The sequence below is a fragment of the Acetivibrio sp. MSJd-27 genome, assembly GCF_018918095.1.
GTDB lineage: Bacteria > Bacillota > Clostridia > UMGS1840 > HGM11507 > HGM11507.
In genome coordinates, this window is sequence record NZ_JAHLPV010000011.1 from 59,929 (window position 1) to 77,076 (window position 17,148).

Here is a 17,148-nt window from a genome sequence, read left to right on the forward strand (position 1 = left end):
AAGTTCTCCGTCTGTTCATTTTCTCACACAATGATAAATCTTTTTATATTTTTCAGATATGATATTCCAATCATACTTTTCGGATTTCATTTTATTGGCATCTGCCAATCTCCTGCGCAATAATATATCACTGTATAACCTCTTTATCCGATTCGCTATATCACGGGCATCCATTTTGGCAAGATATCCGTTAACGCCGTCTTCGATCAGTTCCGGAGTCCCCCCCACATTTGTTGCCAATATACACAAATTTAGCCCAATAGCCTCCAGCAAAGTATTTGCCGCACCTTCCGTTCTCGACGGCAGGATATACAAATCAGCCGCTGCCATATATTCCAAATGTTTTCCACCCTCAACATAACCTACAATATCAAAATATTCTTGAAGTCCGTCCCGTACAACTGCATGATAAAAGGAAGACGCCTCGCTGACATTTCTAAGAACATGCACACAAATATTATAAATCTTAAATTCCTTCACACAAATTTTTGTTGCCTGTTCTAAATAATCACAGCCTTTAACTTCCCGATCTCCTCCCAAAAATATGATATGAAACTTATCTGCATCAAAGTTTCTTGGGATTACCGTTTTAAGAGCTGCCGCATTAATTCCGTTTTCCACAATAAAAGTCATTTTTAAATTTATATTATTATTTCTGAATAAATCAAAAAAATAATTGCAGGCTGCTGTTACAATATCCATTTGCTCATACATATCTTTTACCGTTTGATATGCTAGCTCATCAAATCCCATATTGTCCAATCCATGAGCATCATGGATCGTTGCCATTTTGACAGCATCCGTTTTGCATTTGCTCAAGCAGTATATAGCTTGCATCAAATGTGCATGAACAATGGATATATTCTCTGAACAAATTATCTTTGCAATTTTTTTTATATGTTTTTTCAGCAACAATCTGTTATATAAATCTTTATTTTTAAACAGCTTGTTACATAGCTTATATAATAGGAAGCGATATCCTTTTGAGAAAAAAGAATTATTGTATAATTTTCCAATAGAAAGAACTCTCACCGGATTAATCTCTCGAAACACATCAGCAATCTCATCACATGTAATAACAACTATATCCTCTTTTAATAAAAGCAAATGAGCGAAAACTTCTTTTACGACTGATTCAGCACCGCCTATTCCAGCAGAAAATACCATTAATGCACTTTTTCGCATAGTAAATCTCACTTTCTTTTTATCTTTGGGGCCCATTTTATTCCCAATTTTTTCAAATGTCTTCAACAACTTTTCTCTGTTCCTGATTCCAAGTTTTGCTGGTACAAATTGATATAATCCATAAATTTTTCATTCTTGTCGAACATTTTTGCTCGATTGATACAACAGTTGCTGTCAATCGGATTTTCCGTTAACCTATAAATTGCTTCTTTCATCCCATCAACATCACCCTTTTCCACCACAATGCCGCAGTTTTCATCCAAACTTTCCGGACTCCCTCCCGTTTGAAAGGTGAGAACCGGAGTCCCACAGGCTAATGCTTCCAAATTAACGGTTGGAAAATTATCTTCTCTTGTTGGATTGAGAAAAATATCTGCCGCTGTATAAAGCTTTGCCAGCTCTTTTGGATTTGCGGTTCTTTCAATTCCTATCATATTCGCCGGCAAAGACTCTTTCTGCTCATTTGTCAAACCGACAAGAACAATCTGATATCTTTCGTCCAATCGTTTTGCTAATTCTATAAAGACATCCAACCCTTTTCGCTCCGACCAAGGAGAGGCGACGCCTAATAAAATTTTTTTCTCTTCCAAATGATATTTTTTCCTGAAGCCACTCTCGGTAGGCTGAAAAACGGATAAATCAATTCCATTATGTATAACCTTTACAGGATATTCTTTCAAAAAAGACTGTTTCACTAAGTCTGCCAACCATTTTGAAGGAGTCACAATCGTCATATCCTCCACGCCGGTAAACCACTTCTTTTTCAAGTGATACATCAGTTTAGCGTTATCAATTTTGGAAGACGGATATTCCTTGTATTGCGGGCAATTATGGCATCCTGTTTTCCATTTGTCACAGCCAATCATATCAAAATGAGGGCAATGTCCCGTGAAAGCCCAGCAGTCATGTAACGTCCAGACAACCTTCATATTTCTTTTTTTTAACCATCGAAACAGCATTGGTAAATTAATATAGCAATTGTGAAGATTATGTAAATGAACTGTATCCGGCTTGATAACATCCATTTTTTTCAAAAACGAAAGGGTACCGAAATGAGAAAAACCACCTTGATAACCGCTCCATTCCGCAAGACGCAGATGAAGATTCCTTTCAAAGCGGTTTCCAAGTGTGATAGATTGTTCTATTTTTTTGGCAAAATTAGAACGGCTAGCAGGGTAGCAAAAGAAAACCTCATATGCACACTCTTTAGCCGTTTCCCTAATATCAATACAGATATTTCCCGTACTTCCATAATTGCAGGAATTGAGTAAAACAACAAGACTCATCTTTCTTCCCCCCGTTTTTATCCACGATCAATTTTGCGAACACACAACCTCAATGTCGTCTTCACTATTCTCTTTGGAACTCTGTACGATTACGCTTTGCACCTCTGGGAATTCCAATAACTCCTGAATACGCAACTTTCCCTTTTTCTGAACCTGATATCCATAAAACACAAAAAGTAAAATGGTTGGATTTCTACTATAGTCTTCAGAACTGAGTAGCAAAATAACAATGCACCAAAGCAAAATGGAAACCATCTTACCATTCGAAAAATATTTTTTTATTAATAACAAAAAAAATCCCCAGTTGCAAAGAATCCCCATCACAACACCGTACACTGCAAACCAATTTAGAGGTGTACAAGTGATAACATTTCTCCCTGTTATTTGTTCTATATAAGCCTGAAATCCCTCTCGTCCCAATCCTATATAAGGAGATTTCTTAAATGCTTCTACTGCATATTTGACCGCATCAAAACGGACTGATGATGAAGTAGCATATATAGAATCGGAGTCAGAAAAATATATAGAAACTTTACCGAATAATTGATGCTGAACATAATTAGGTAAAATGCTATATGTTATTACGGCTCCCGTGAATAATATCGTAAATATAAAAATCAATTTTAATTTTTTGTTATTTTTTTCTTGTCGTTCAAACAATCTCTGCCACATATATACTATATAAATCAATCCAGCACAAATATAACCAGTGGTAGAATAGGTAGTTACTATTGCAAAAGTAATTACAAAAATAGACTTCCATTCTATTTTATATTTTGTGAATAAAAGAAAAATCAAAGCCAAATTTAAGAATGTTTGATATGCCCCTGGCTCCCAAAAAAAGCCGTTATTCCGAAGCATATTACTTTCCTGTACTACAACAGAAAAACCTAAATTATATGCCGGTAAGCGTTGGATGTTATAAGTTATTGGAAAAAAGGTCAACACTTGTGGTATAAGCAATGCTATCAAATATACAATCAAAGAATACGCCGCAAGAAAATACATCAGTTTCGTAAATTTTTGCACAAAATTTTGAAATGAAACAATCGAAACAAATAAAAAGGCCAACAAAATTTGTGCAAAATTGATAAAAAAATTTTTAGATTCTTTGTTATAAAGAAAAGTAACCAAAATATTTAATATCATTATTAAAAATACTACCGCTGTATTTTTGTCAACACTAATATTAGAAAAACGCATCACAACAGCAAGTCCTGACAAGCAAAAAAGCAATGTCAAAGCAAACCAACCAACATACTTATTCATGGCATAGCCGCAAGTCATATAAAGCATTCCAAATAAATAAGCATATTCTAAATACCCTTTTTTCTTTTCATATTTATAAATACTTCTCATATTATTTCCTTTGCAAAAAAGCTAATAATTCTATAATGTGATGAGGCGTGCACTGTTTGTAAAGCTCGCAGACTGTCTCAAACTTTATTTCTCCTTGTTGTGAAAAATTTTCCAAAAAACGCTCTGTTTCTTTTACATCTTTTCCCAAGTTGTTTTCATATTCAAAAACATTGCACACAAGGGGGTAACGCTCGATATACGACAAGGCACAATCCATTTTCTCTTTTACAAAATTAAGGATCGGTTTTCTGAAAGAAAACAATTCAAAAATTTTACTTGGCACCATTTGAGAAGCTTGGTTCGAAATATTAATCGCCACATCTGCTTCTCCAAGTGCTGCATATGCAATCTTGCTTTCAACCTTGCCATAGTATATCAAGCCATCCTGTGCATCACATAATTTCTTAAATTCAGGATCGTTACACGGACCAAATATATGAAGAAAAAGATTGCTATTTCTTTCTCGTAACTTCGAAAACAATTTTAGTAAATAGGAAGGGTCTCGTATTTGTTTACTTATAGTTCCAGCATATACCAAGTTTATTTGTCCGTCGTCATGGAAAAATAAATTCTTTTTTTCCCATTTCATTTCCCGTACCAAAGGGAACTCTGCATAATATAGTTTGCTTCGAATGGAATCGTAAAAGGATTTTTTAAATTCTTTTTTCCCACTCATCGGAAGAATGGTTAAATCTACTTTTTGAAATACATGCAATAATCGTTTGCTGCACAGCTTTTCATACATATTTTTCGGAATTCCTGCCGGTTTGTCACAATGTAACAAATCCAAAAAATATGCACATGTTTTCAAATTTGGATATTTCTTTTTCAGTTTGATTGCAACGCTGACACCATCAAACGGTCGAAACGATCCAACAACACAATCAATCTTTTTTTCTTTTATTAATTTAGAAGCTAAGCAATATATCTTCCACTCTCTCAATAAAGAAACCGAAGGAAAAAAAGGTAAAATAAAGACCGATTTTATCTTTCTAACAAAAGTAATTCCATTCATCATAAATCGCTCAAACCATTTGGAAGAATGTGCATATTTTTGACGAATACGACTATAAAAAGGTTTTGGAATCCGATAAATATTCTGGTGTTCCATCACTTCATGAATCGGTAATTTCTCATCCCAATAGGAAATACATTCAACCTCATTCCCCTGTCGAAGCAACTCCTCCGCAACAAGAGATACACATAATCCACTTGCGTCCGGATTGGGTAAATAGCAACTTGTGATAAAAAGATAGTTTGTTTTTTTTGAATTCTGTCCTTTATTGTTCATCGCAAAACTCCTGATATCCTTTTAACTCACAAAAACCTTTTATACCTGCATTTAACATGCTGTTCATTTTTTGAAAAGGCAAAGAAGTCTTTTTGAATAATCGAATTATATAATAAAATTTCAATACAAATGCAAACCGCGGAAAAGCACACTTTACCCAAGCGCCTTTATCGTAGAAAAATTTTTCATCATACCCGGTAAACCATTGAGAATCCGATTCCAGCAAATCACCAATGGTTAAAGGATGCTCATAGACAATAAGACCTTTTCTTTTCAACTCTCTCAGAAAGAGAGCTTCCTCCCCAGCTGAAAATAAAGAGCCAGAACCAAAAAAAAGAGGAAACCAAGTATTGCTTTTTATTACCCTATTCTTTCGAAAAGCAATTCGAACAGAAGTGTAATTCTTAAATCTAGGAGATTTTCTTATTTTTAGAAATGTTTTTCCATATATTCGAGCTTGTTTTTCCGTATTCACATTAAATACAATAACATCTGCCTGCGGATGTCTCTTAAAGATCTGCACAATCTTCTCTTCGTAATTTTGAATATATCTAACATCGTCATCTGCAATTAAGCATATATCACCTTCGGCAAAAGAAAGAGCCATATTTCGGCTTTTCGATAAGCCTCTTTGCGTTGTATAAATCATTTTTGCTTGATGACCATCAATAACTTCAGAAATTACGCAATCCTTTTCACATTGATTAATAAACAATACATCAGATTGAATATTCATTTCGTTATATTTTGAAAAATCCTTTTGATGCATAGTTGCAACAAGCACTTGTAATTTCATCCATTCTTCCCCCTGTAACTCTATTCTTTCACTGCACGCATTATATGCTCATCCTTACCCGTGATTAAGTTTAGAATTTTTAAATACGTATTCTTTCTATTAAAATTTTTCTCAGCAAGGCAACGGCTATTAATCCCCATCTCTATCCGTTTTTCTTTATCAGCTGCCAAAAGCTTTATTGCATTTGCTAGTGAAACCGTATCTCCTATGGGACAGCTTATGCCCGCATTATATTCATTTAAAAGGTTATCAAATTCGTTGTCCTGCTGAATATTGATAACAGGAAGCCCTGCGGATACATAATCAGCATGCTTATTGATAATACTCTGAGCCGCTTTCCCACACAATACATTCAGTGCAAAGTCACACTTTACAAGCTTCCTTACCATTTCCTCATACGACAGTCTCCCGGTAAAACGAACAGGAAGATGGTGAACATCAGCATAAGACATAAACTTTTCTTTTAACGGGCCATCTCCCATAACAAGAAACTCTACTTCATCAAAACCGTGATTTCGCAGATAAAGCATAGCATCCATCACTTCGATCAAATCATAACTGTGCCCTAGCATACCGATGTAAACCATTGTAACGGATCGAAGCTTTCCTTCCAGCGGCTCTGCAAAAGCCGCTATTTTGTCAAAGTAATCAAGTTCGGTACCGATATAAACTGCGATGCTCTTGCCTTTTCTTTTGTTTAAGGCATACGCTCTATGCAGGTAATTTTCTGAAACCGTCACAATGTTATCAGCGTTTTTATACACATATTCAATTTTTTTCTTCATTGGATACAACAGGGGTTCCAAAAAGCGAGGGATTATCATTTTAAAAGCTTCCGGCCATAAATCCAATATGTCCGTAATGATCCGTATCTGATTTTTTTTGGCAAAATGAACCACCTTTTTCGCCAATCCCGTAGGCGGCACAAACAAATAGATTATATCAGGCTTTTTTCTGGATTTCAAATATTTTATCACGTTATTTGCAAAGCCGGAATGGCTGGATATTCTTTGGAGGGAAATATTCTTTTTGTAACCTTTTTCCTTTATAAAAGAAATGGAATAAGAATCTTCTAACATTCTGTTTAAAACATTCCTTTGCTTTTTAGCGGTATGATAAAAAGTTGAAGTAATAACTTCAACCTTCAAGCCATAGGAAGCAGCCATGGATGCAATCGAATGATATCTGCTGCTTGACTTTTCTTGCGGACAATGCCAGTAATTTGAAATAATCACCAAATCAGTCATCATTATACTCCTAGTAAATAACGGAATATTTCTATTCTATCAAGTTTTATTTTTCGGAAAAGCCAAATAATAATATTTGGAACAATACAACCAAAAAGAGTCATGAGGATCACTGTAATAATAGTATCCACATGTAAAATCTGACAAACTGTTCGAACAGCAATCATGACAGGCCAATGCATAATGTAAATTCCAAAAGCTCTTTTCGCTAAATCCGATAACTGCGGAGGAAATCTTTTTAGTTTTTCCGCATAGGTCGCAGAGGAAAATAAAGAGAGTAGTATAAACGTACAAGGTATAAACCGCAATGGTTCCAATCTATTATACCAAATCAAGAACACGGCAGATAAAATTAATGCGGCTATCGTATAGAACAGTCTGTTTTTTTTCATGGCTTGGCAAAATTGATCTTTTGTCAAGCTCCCTAAAAAACAGCCTAACATAAAAAACAAAACATCTTTATGTAAATCGCTAAAACACAGGAATTCTGTCTTAACAGGGAAAACATAGAGCAAAATTCCGATACAAATTGCTACAATTTGATACTTTTTTGCCGCTGTAAATATTTTTTTCCAAAACGGTGTCGCAAGATATATGAAAAATAATGCTGCTAAAAACCAAGTATGCCCCCATATATTTTGTCTCGGAAACAAAAACGCTTTGACAACCTCTGAAAACTCAAGTGGAACACTGTCATTGACAATTTCCTGGAAAAATAATTTGGGAACATAACTTACGATATTCCAAAATATATAAGGAATCATAAGCCTTTTAAATTTTTTATACACAAATTCTCTATAGCTTTTCTGAGCACTGTATCCTTTAAAGGATAACAAATAGCCGGATATCATGAAAAACAAAGGCATATGAAAAAAATATATCCATTGCTTAGAAAATATATACCAGCCACCGGATGCGTCAATCCCATTAAGAGAATGTCCTAAGATTACAAAAAGAGGACCGAGAATTTGTAAAACACTGATATAGAGTATTTCTTGCATTATACTTCTTCAAACCTTTCTGCCACATTATAATCTGAAAATACTTTTTTTATAATTTCAGCTACTTCGTCCGTGAGTTCAAGACCATATTTTTCGCAATTAGATGCACTTTCCAGCTTATGTTCTCCTGGCAATAAAACATTTTCTCCCGAATTATGTACTTCTTCAATGTAATGATCTATTTCATCATAAAATTCCTTGGAATGTAATAATTCCGGATTGATCGCTACAAAACATTGTCCCACATTCATACATTCATTCTTTTCCGAATAAAACTTATGAATATGATTTAAGTAACCCGCCCCCGACATCAAACCTGCAACTATATCTATGATTAGAGCAATCCCATAGCCTTTATAGCCCGCCATCGGCAATACCATCCCTTTAATCGCTTCAACTGGATCGGTTGTGGGGTTTCCGAATTCATCAATAGCCCAACCAAGAGGAATCTGTCCGCCTTTTTTTCGAATTTCATTGATCCGTGACTTTGCTACAATACTTGTGGCCATATCTAACAATACGGGACCTTTTTTATTACCGGGGATAGCTACAGAAAAAGGATTCGTTCCTAATATTTTTTTTTCGCCACCCCAAGCAGGCATCGTCGCTGGAGAATTGCTGAAACACATTCCTATCTTTTTTTGATGAGCAGCAAATTTGGTATAATAAAAAGCAGGACCAAAGGTATTGGAATTCTTAGAAAAAACAAAGTATATTCCACTTTTTTGGCATTTTTTCACAGCATATTCCATACAAAATCTTGCAGAAAACATTCCAATAGTATTTTGAGAATCAATCAAAGCAAAAGCTGATGTTTCCTTTTCAATTTTGGGCTCTGATACCAGATTGAAAGAACCTTTTTTCAATTTGTTAATATATACGGGAAAAAGGCATAATCCATGGGAATGAACTCCACAGGCATCTGCTGTTATCATACAGTCAGCTATTATTTCCGCCTGCTTTTGACTTACTTCACATTTTGTCAGGATAAATACAATACCTGAGTTTATTTTTTCTCTGTTTACGTATACCATTGATACCTCATAATATTTATGTATTTTTATGCTTTTTTCTCTACCTTTTCATTCATATTATCTAACTGTTTACTTTCTACAGTAATTCTTGTGTTTTCATTATCTGCATTCATAAGAACTTTAACAATTGTTACCAATAGAATTTTAATATCAAGAAACAGCGATACATTATTTACATACCATACATTCAAGGCGATACGATCCTCCCATAACACACCTTTTCTTCCGTGGATTTGTGCCCATCCTGTTATACCAGGTCTTAAATGAAACATTACCTTCTGCTCATCTGTATACTTATCATATGCCCAGGGATGATATGTAAGAGGCGGTCTGAATCCAATTAGTGACATGTCGCCTTTTAATATATTTATAAACTGCAAAAGTTCATCAATACTACAGGCTCGTATAATACGCCCTACTCTAGTAACTCTGGGATCAGATTTAAACGAATATTGCCTACTTCCAATACTTTCAGCATTCAAACACATCGAGCGAAACTTTAAGATTTCAAATTCTTGTCCAAACTGTCCCAGCCTTTTTTGTTTGAATACAACAGGTCCTGGAGAATCGATTTTAATAGCTATTGCGGTGACTAATAAAACAGGAGATAGAATAGTCAAAGCAAAAACACTTAATATTATATCAAATAATCTCTTGAAAATTTTGGTATACATTTTTCATATCCTCTTACGTTGTACAACTTTCTCTACAAGTGTTTTAATTTCATTGTGATTTTGAATTAAATAGGTATCATCAAGCATCATAAATTCTTTTTCTTTCTTTCTTATACTATCTACACCTTTAACAAAACGCTCTTGAATACTATCTAAATCTATATCTATAAAATGATTTAAATCACAAAAAGAACGTGACAAAATAACCATTTTACTGTCTAATCGAACGTGTTCTGCAAGAATTTTTTCAGCGGGAATAATCCCTTCACCAATTCTAGCAATGCCCCCAAACCCAAAGTCTATTTTTTGACTTTGAATTTTTTTTGCCAAAAAATCCACAAGTCCATTTGCCAATGGTTCAAACATAAAATAATTTTTATAAGCTAGATGTAAATCATTAAGTCCTATATGAATAGCATCAATTCCAGAAAGTGAAATAACATCATCAATAATTTTAACTGCTTCCTTTGTTTCTAACAAAAGAAACACTTTTGCTTTGTTGCGGATAATTTGAATAAATGTTTGTATTTCCTGTATTGTTTTCCACATAGGTAACATAATAATGTCTGCACCCATTTCAATGGCTGTATTGATCTCGTATTCTGAATCTTTATGTATTGGATTTACTCGCACCATAAGTTCAGATTTTTTATTCTTACAAGAAACTATAACATCTTTCATTGCCTTTATATCATGAAATGTATGATGGTTTTTCACCGTATTTAGCCCATGCTGTCTAACATCTTTCCCCATATATTCCATATCTACAAATAAAATATCTACACCGGCTTTTTGTGCAATATCGGCAATAACAGGATGGTTGGTAATATACATTAATTTCAAACTCATTAAATTATAATCCTCTACCCCAAAATTTCGAACCAACAAAAAACTGTTACATTATTTATCTAATTGCCAAGAATTTAGTTTTTCAAAGCCATATGTATTGCAGCCGTGCCGGAAGAAAGAGTCGCGGCATGTCCGATTTCTACATATTCCGCAAGTTCCTTTTCGAAGCCATTGACATTCTCTCCGAGTGGTGCAACCCAATTGGTATCAAATGCTTCCTGAATATACTCCAGCTCTTTCCCCCCCATATGGGGAGAGGCAAGAAATATTCTATTTTCCATTAAAATCCCCACACCTATCTTAATAAGTTATCTTTTGATTTATTTTATCACTTTTTGACGAATTATACAAGAGTAAGTTTATTTACGATTTTCCAATAAATAGGATGTATTTTTATGCAATATGCTGAATTGCAGTCATCAATTTTTGTTCTGCTCCATTCGCCGAATTGAAAAAGCTGCTCCCGAAGTATTTTACGGAAGCAGCATATTGCATCGTTATGCAACAATTCAATGTAGGATATTAAGGTGAGCAGCTATTAAAACTCCTCTCATCTCTTTTCATCACTATGAATAATACTCTTTTTTTATTGCAGTACGTCAAAGGATTTTTCATGAATATCTCTGTGATAAACGGAAAGATGTCCCTGATTGTCCAGGGTCGCCAGCAATACATCTGCAGGATTCGTAATCTTTTGATGTCTCAGCTGTGCCTCCAGCCAATCCCGATCTTTGCGAACCAGTTTCAGATTGTTTTCCATGATTTTTCCGTCAATAATCAGATTGGCAACCAAGCCCTCCTGCTGCCCTTGAATATTCATATCGCCGCAGGTGACCGGCGCCTTATCTTTTTTCGGTAAAATACTTACCGTACCGTCAACTTCCATAACGGCAAATTCAATGTCTGCAAGATTGAAATAACCGGATTCTCTGCATTCCTCCATCAAATCATTCAGATCAATTTTTGATTTCTTAATCCCCTTCTCCAGTATCTTTCCATGTTGAATCAGCACAGTAGGCGTACCCGATATAAAACGCCGGAACCGGATGCTTTTAAGCGTCAAAAAGGATATCATCAGCGATATTAATCCATATACGAACATGGATATCATAGCGTCCAGATGCTCCGTATCCTGATCCACAGAAAGCGCTGCTGCAATCGATCCAATTGAAATTCCAATAATATAATCAAATGTATTCAACTGGGAAACCTGTTTTTTTCCCATAAGCTTGGTAACCAGAAATAAGACCGCGATAGAGAGCAGGCTTCTTCCGATAATATCCAAAGAATCAATCAAACCTTCCATTGCTTTCACCTCATTTTTAAGTTTTCCATAATCCTATTTTTTATGTATCGCTTGGATTATTTTATGAAAAATTGGACGAAGTAACTATTTAGTTACTTAAATCTCTAAATTTACGTTTTTCGCCTTGACAACCGCCTTCTTATGGAATACAATGAGTAAGAAATTTGTTGAAATGAGGGATAGAAAACCATGATGAAAATGACCTTTCGGTGGTACGGTGACCACGACCCGGTTACGTTGGACAAAATCAGACAGATTCCCGGCATGTATGGAATCGTTTCTTCTCTGCACGATATTCCGGCAGGTGAAGTCTGGCCGGAAGAACGAATCATTGAACACAAAAATAAGATCGAAGCTGCCGGACTCACTTTTGAGGTTGTCGAGAGTGTACCGGTGCATGAATCCATCAAAATCGGAGCCCCCGATCGCGATCAGTACATTGACAATTATTGCACAACGTTGAGGCGTCTTGCCAAAAACGGCGTGAAGGTTGTCTGTTATAATTTCATGCCGGTGTTTGACTGGATGCGAAGCGAACTGAATCACAAGCTTCCGGATGGTTCCGAGGCTTTGATCTATGTGGATGAAATCGCAAAGACTATGAATCCTTTGGTTGCGGACATTTCTCTCCCGGCTTGGGAAAACTATGATAAGGATGAATTGAAAGCCCTGCTTACCAAATACCAGTCTGTAACAGAAGAAGATCTTTGGAACAACTTAAAATACTTTCTGGAAAAGGTCATCAAAGTTTGCGATGAAGTAAAAATCAAAATGGCGATCCATCCCGATGATCCGCCATGGTCTATTTTCGGACTGCCCCGGATTATCGTTGACGAGACAAATCTGGATCGTTTTTTAAATCTGGTTCCCAGTGTAAATAATGGCCTCACTCTTTGTTCTGGTTCTCTCGGTGTAAATCCTAAGAATAATATTCCGGAGATGATCCGCCGCTATGGAGACAGAATTCATTTTATGCACGCGCGGAATATTAAAATCACCGGAGAACGCTGCTTTGAGGAAGCCGCGCACAAATCCGAATGCGGTTCTCTTGATATGTATGAAATCATTAGGGCGCTCTATGATGTCGGCTTCGATGGTTATATCCGTCCCGATCATGGCAGAATGATCTGGGGAGAAACCGGCCAGGCTGGTTACGGACTGTTTGACAGGGCACTTGGTGCAACCTATTTAAACGGCCTTTATGAAGCAGTTGTAAAAAACAATTCTGAAAAATAGAGACGATAGAATGAAATAACGAAATGAAGATGTTTTCCCGCCTCTTAGACGGCGGGTTCCACTCCATTTTTTCTTTGGCGGTATAATCCGCCAAAGAAACGTTGTATTCCGTGGCTAGGTCCCTTATGGAAGCTTAATATCAGTTTGAAAAACAAAATCATAATATGGAGGTACATAAAAAATGCATATTCCACTAAATGTTGACTTAAAGGGAAAAGTTGCAGTCGTCACCGGCGGCGGCGGAATCCTCTGTTCCACCATGGCGAAGGCGATCGCACAATGCGGAGCAAAAGTTGCTGTTATGGATCTGCGGAAAGAGGCGGCTCAGAAAGTTGCCGATGAAATTACTGCAGAGGGCGGCATTGCAATCGGTGTAGGTTCTAATGTTCTTGTAAAAGAGGAACTGGTCGCGGCAAAAAAAGAGATCAATGAAAAACTGGGCAGTGTGGATATACTGATCAACGGCGCTGGCGGCAATCATCCCCGCGGCAACACGACAAATGATTATTATTCCAAAGCGGATGTAGACGCGGAAGATATCATCTCTTTCTATGATCTGGATCCAAATAACATCCAGTTCGTATTCAATCTGAACTTTGTCGGAACATTGCTTCCCACCCAAGTGTTCTCTTCGGATATGGTGGATAAGGAGGACGCTTCCATCATTAACATGAGCTCTATGAGCGCATATCATCCTCTGACAAAAGTTTCCGCTTACAGCGCTGCGAAAGCGGCAATCTCCAACTTTACCGAGTGGCTGGCGGTGCACTTCTCCACCACCAATATTCGTGTAAACGCGCTGGCACCTGGCTTCTTCCTGACCAATCAAAATAGAGATCTGCTGACCAATCCGGACGGCAGCTATACGGAACGGAGCAAGAAAATTCTCAACGGCACCCCCATGCGCCGGTTCGGTGAACCGGAAGAACTTCTTGGCGGTTTGCTGTTCCTGCTCTGCAAAGACGCTTCCGGCTTTATCAACGGCATTACCCTTCCGATTGATGGCGGATTTAACGCTTACGGCGGTGTATAAGGGCACGGAAAACGCCTTTACATTTATCAAGCAGTGTGGAAATATTCCCGCGCACGGTTCCGCGCAATTCCCTATGTTGTAACAAGTTGCTTCGATAATGCGGTACCCACCATCGAAAGAGGTGAGGGACATCTTAGCGAGATTATAAAAATACAAAATGTCTCTTGGCTTCAAAAGCCGGGAGACATTTTTTCGTTATATGATACTCCATAAAAAGGATTTGAAATACCTTATTCACGAAGATTCACTTTCTTTCGCTCATCGCGAAAAATATGACATTTTTTCCACTTGAATAAAATCAACAAATTATGTAATTAATAAACATATGACAAAGATTGCTTGAAATTCAAAAGAATCATAAGTATAATAAGAGCACGCCGTAAAAAGCAAGTCTCCGACGGCTGAGCATTATGGACCGGGCGATATTCTGTTAATTTCATCAATATTGAAGATATACAGGAGGAGATATGTCATGATATTAATGGGCGGAAATATTCTAAACAGCAGGTTTAAAATAGAGAAAAAGGATATTTGCATCACAGATGGTAAAATTTTTTTCAATTCTTCCGATTCGCTCAACTTTTCCGATAGCAATAACCTTAAAATTTTGGATATCACAGGTTTGACTGTTCTTCCAGGTCTGATTGATTTACATATTCACGGCTATAAAGAGACCGATATTGCGGCTGCCGGAAAAAAAGAGCTTGATGCGCTTTGCGGCGATTTAGTCAAAGAAGGAACCACTTCCTTTCTGTGCGGATTGGCCGCAGACTCACACGAGAATACATTGAACTCTTTAAAAGTCATTTCGAAATACAGAAAAGGTCAGTCCGCCGGCGCGGAAATACTTGGCTTTAACATGGAAGGACCTTACCTGTCAAAAGAAAAAAAGGGGGCGATTCCGGAAAAATACATTCGAAAGGCTGACGTGAACGAGCTAAATGAATTTTGCAAAGCTGCGGACAATCAAATTAAAATCATGACGATTGCTCCCGAGATAACAGAAAATCAGGATTGTATCCATGAACTGACAGAGCGAAATATTGTTCCCGCAATCGGACACAGCAATGCAACCGCTTCGGAAACAGAAAAGAGTATGAAACATGGAATTTCTCATGCTACTCATCTTTTTAACGCAATGAGGGGAATCTCTCACAGAGAACCTGGAGTGCCGGGGGCTGTTTTTGACAGTGATATCACCGCAGAACTCATCTGTGATGGCTTCCATATCAATGAAAAGATCATTCGGATGACCTATCGGCTTCTTGGCAAAGAACGCTTGATACTGATAAGTGATAACGGACAGATGTCAGGCAGCGCTGATGGAAAATATGTTGTCAACGGTATCACCACTATCATAAAAGCCGGAACCTGCAAATTGCCGGACGGCACGCTGAAAGGAAATTATAGTTCCCTTTTCGAATGCGTCAAAAGAGCGATTAAATTCGGAATTCCTTTTGAAGATGCGGTTTACTGTGCAACTTATTCCCCTGCAAAAAGAATTGGTGTCGAACAGAAAAAAGGAAGTATTGACATTGGAAAGGATGCAGATTTGCTCATCGTTGATGATAACCTGACACTGCGGCATGTCATCAAAAACGGAAAGCTGCTGAAATAAAACTTTTTCTGTCAGAAATTTCAACTGGCAGAATAACACCTCATATGAAATTGGAGTTGATATCATTTGTTATCTATCGGTATTGATATAGGCGGTACAAACGTAAAAATAGGCGTGGTAAATGAAAACTATAAAATTATATATAAAAATTCAGTGAAAACGCTGGCGGACAGAGAGCCGCAAGTGATTATCAAAAATATCACTGATTTGATCTCGGACACGTTACAAAAAAATAATTTGAAAAAAGCTGACATTGATCACATCGGCATTGGCTGCCCTGGGAATGTTGACAGCAATACCGGAATGGTTACAGAGGTTGCCAATATCAACATTTCCGATTGGAACCTGAAAAAAGAGATTCAGGAGGCATCCGGTATTGAGACTTATATAGCAAACGACGGAAGCTGTGCCGCTTTAGGAGAAGCATGTACCGGTTCCACTGCCGATGTTTCCCACTCGGTCATGCTCACTCTGGGCACCGGTATAGGCGGCGGAATTATCATAGATAAAAAACTATATGTCGGCAAAACCGGGAAAGCCGGAGAGTTTGGTCAAATGACCATCAAGTGGGATGATCCGCCTGCCCGTTACGGCAGAATTGGTTCCTTTGAAAGCTACGCCTCCGGCACCGCTTTGATAAAACAGACAAGGGAAGCCATCAAACAGAATCCAGGCAGTATTCTTGCAAAAACAGCGGACAACGATATGGCGCGGGTAAACGGTCAGACCGCGTTCCAGGCTATGCAGATGAATTGTCCCATCGGAAAAAAAGTCGTAGATACTTATATCTTTTATCTTTCGATTGGCATCAAAAATATTATCATGGCATTGCGATCAGAGGTTATCACTCTCGGCGGAGGTATTTCAAAACAGGGAGAGATATTAATTAAACTGCTCAGCAGGCATATGACGGAGTCTTATGATGACACCCAAATCCGGCTTGCAGAGCTTTCAAATGACGCGGGAATCATCGGTGCGGTAGCCCTGAAAAGCAAACTGGAATAAAGGAGCTGCTTTTTGAAAATCGCGGACTTTCATTCGTTAAAAAAGGGAACATAAAAGAATAGAAGCGGCAGTTTTCAAACAGAAAGCTGCCGTTTCTATTTGGAAAGGATCTGCTTCTAACTTTGTGTAAAGTCCAAACAAGGGTAAAATTGGTTGGCAGGGAGTGTTTTTGCTCCCTGCTTTTTCAATATAACAGAAACATGGCAAAAACTCAAGCCTTAATCCGGC

Annotated in this window: 16 protein-coding genes and 1 pseudogene; 4 read left to right on the top strand and 13 right to left on the bottom strand. The window is 37.2% G+C overall.

Annotated elements, in window-relative coordinates; genetic code table 11:
* Nucleotides 1–15 precede the first annotated feature (15 nt).
* From KQI32_RS05880 to KQI32_RS05935, 12 genes and pseudogenes are all read right to left on the bottom strand, one after another.
* Entirely contained in the window at nt 16–1,251 is a 1,236-nt protein-coding gene (locus KQI32_RS05880) for a glycosyltransferase family 4 protein (protein ID WP_216424296.1), read from the bottom strand.
* Nucleotides 1,248–2,471 (bottom strand): glycosyltransferase, encoded by a 1,224-nt coding sequence (locus tag KQI32_RS05885; protein WP_216424297.1) that lies wholly within the window; start codon nt 2,469–2,471, stop codon nt 1,248–1,250. The genes KQI32_RS05880 and KQI32_RS05885 overlap by 4 nt, the downstream gene beginning before the upstream one ends.
* A gap of 27 nt (nt 2,472–2,498) precedes the next feature.
* A complete protein-coding gene (locus tag KQI32_RS05890) occupies nt 2,499–3,830 on the bottom strand; it encodes an O-antigen ligase (protein ID WP_216424298.1) in 1,332 nt (443 codons plus the stop codon).
* A gap of 1 nt (nt 3,831) precedes the next feature.
* A complete protein-coding gene (locus KQI32_RS05895; protein WP_216424299.1) occupies nt 3,832–5,121 on the bottom strand; it encodes a hypothetical protein in 1,290 nt (429 codons plus the stop codon).
* Nucleotides 5,111–5,917 (bottom strand): glycosyltransferase, encoded by an 807-nt coding sequence (locus KQI32_RS05900; RefSeq protein ID WP_216424300.1) that lies wholly within the window; start codon nt 5,915–5,917, stop codon nt 5,111–5,113. Before KQI32_RS05900 ends, KQI32_RS05895 begins: the two co-directional genes overlap by 11 nt.
* Before the next feature lie 20 nt (nt 5,918–5,937).
* Nucleotides 5,938–7,164: a glycosyltransferase family 4 protein gene (locus tag KQI32_RS05905; RefSeq protein WP_216424301.1), complete on the bottom strand. Its 1,227-nt coding sequence runs from the start codon at nt 7,162–7,164 to the stop codon at nt 5,938–5,940.
* A 2-nt stretch (nt 7,165–7,166) separates the two neighbouring features.
* Nucleotides 7,167–8,165, bottom strand: a complete 999-nt coding sequence (locus KQI32_RS05910; protein ID WP_216424302.1) for an acyltransferase family protein — start codon at nt 8,163–8,165, stop codon at nt 7,167–7,169.
* Nucleotides 8,165–9,199 (bottom strand): Ldh family oxidoreductase, encoded by a 1,035-nt coding sequence (locus KQI32_RS05915; protein WP_216424303.1) that lies wholly within the window; start codon nt 9,197–9,199, stop codon nt 8,165–8,167. Before KQI32_RS05915 ends, KQI32_RS05910 begins: the two co-directional genes overlap by 1 nt.
* Nucleotides 9,200–9,225: 26 nt before the next feature.
* Nucleotides 9,226–9,873 (bottom strand): sugar transferase, encoded by a 648-nt coding sequence (locus KQI32_RS05920; protein ID WP_216424304.1) that lies wholly within the window; start codon nt 9,871–9,873, stop codon nt 9,226–9,228.
* Nucleotides 9,874–9,876: 3 nt separating this feature from the next.
* The gene (locus KQI32_RS05925) at nt 9,877–10,722 is read right to left on the bottom strand and encodes an aldolase/citrate lyase family protein (RefSeq protein ID WP_216424305.1); all 846 of its coding nucleotides are present in this window, start codon (nt 10,720–10,722) and stop codon (nt 9,877–9,879) included.
* An 80-nt stretch (nt 10,723–10,802) separates the two neighbouring features.
* Nucleotides 10,803–11,003, bottom strand: a pseudogene (locus KQI32_RS05930) (DegT/DnrJ/EryC1/StrS family aminotransferase); the annotation flags it as partial.
* A gap of 305 nt (nt 11,004–11,308) precedes the next feature.
* The gene (locus KQI32_RS05935; RefSeq protein ID WP_177689679.1) at nt 11,309–12,028 is read right to left on the bottom strand and encodes a DUF421 domain-containing protein; all 720 of its coding nucleotides are present in this window, start codon (nt 12,026–12,028) and stop codon (nt 11,309–11,311) included.
* A gap of 192 nt (nt 12,029–12,220) precedes the next feature.
* On the opposite strand from KQI32_RS05935, the gene KQI32_RS05940 reads away from it, so the two are divergent.
* The 4 genes from KQI32_RS05940 to KQI32_RS05955 all read left to right on the top strand — a co-directional run bounded on the left by KQI32_RS05940 (nt 12,221) and on the right by KQI32_RS05955 (nt 16,920).
* A complete protein-coding gene (locus KQI32_RS05940) occupies nt 12,221–13,264 on the top strand; it encodes a mannonate dehydratase (RefSeq protein ID WP_216424311.1) in 1,044 nt (347 codons plus the stop codon).
* A 181-nt stretch (nt 13,265–13,445) separates the two neighbouring features.
* On the top strand, nt 13,446–14,297 hold the full coding sequence (locus KQI32_RS05945; protein WP_216424307.1) for an SDR family oxidoreductase: 852 nt from the start codon (nt 13,446–13,448) through the stop codon (nt 14,295–14,297).
* Nucleotides 14,298–14,769: 472 nt separating this feature from the next.
* The gene (gene nagA / locus KQI32_RS05950; RefSeq protein ID WP_216424308.1) at nt 14,770–15,915 is read left to right on the top strand and encodes an N-acetylglucosamine-6-phosphate deacetylase; all 1,146 of its coding nucleotides are present in this window, start codon (nt 14,770–14,772) and stop codon (nt 15,913–15,915) included.
* Between the two features lie 66 nt (nt 15,916–15,981).
* Nucleotides 15,982–16,920 carry an ROK family protein gene (locus KQI32_RS05955; RefSeq protein WP_216424309.1) on the top strand — a complete coding sequence of 313 codons (939 nt, stop codon included), beginning with the start codon at nt 15,982–15,984 and terminating at the stop codon, nt 16,918–16,920.
* 36 nt (nt 16,921–16,956) lie between these two features.
* Here the strand turns inward: KQI32_RS05955 and KQI32_RS05960 are convergent.
* A partial coding sequence (locus tag KQI32_RS05960) for a hypothetical protein (RefSeq protein WP_216424310.1) occupies nt 16,957–17,148 on the bottom strand: 192 nt, incomplete at its 5' end.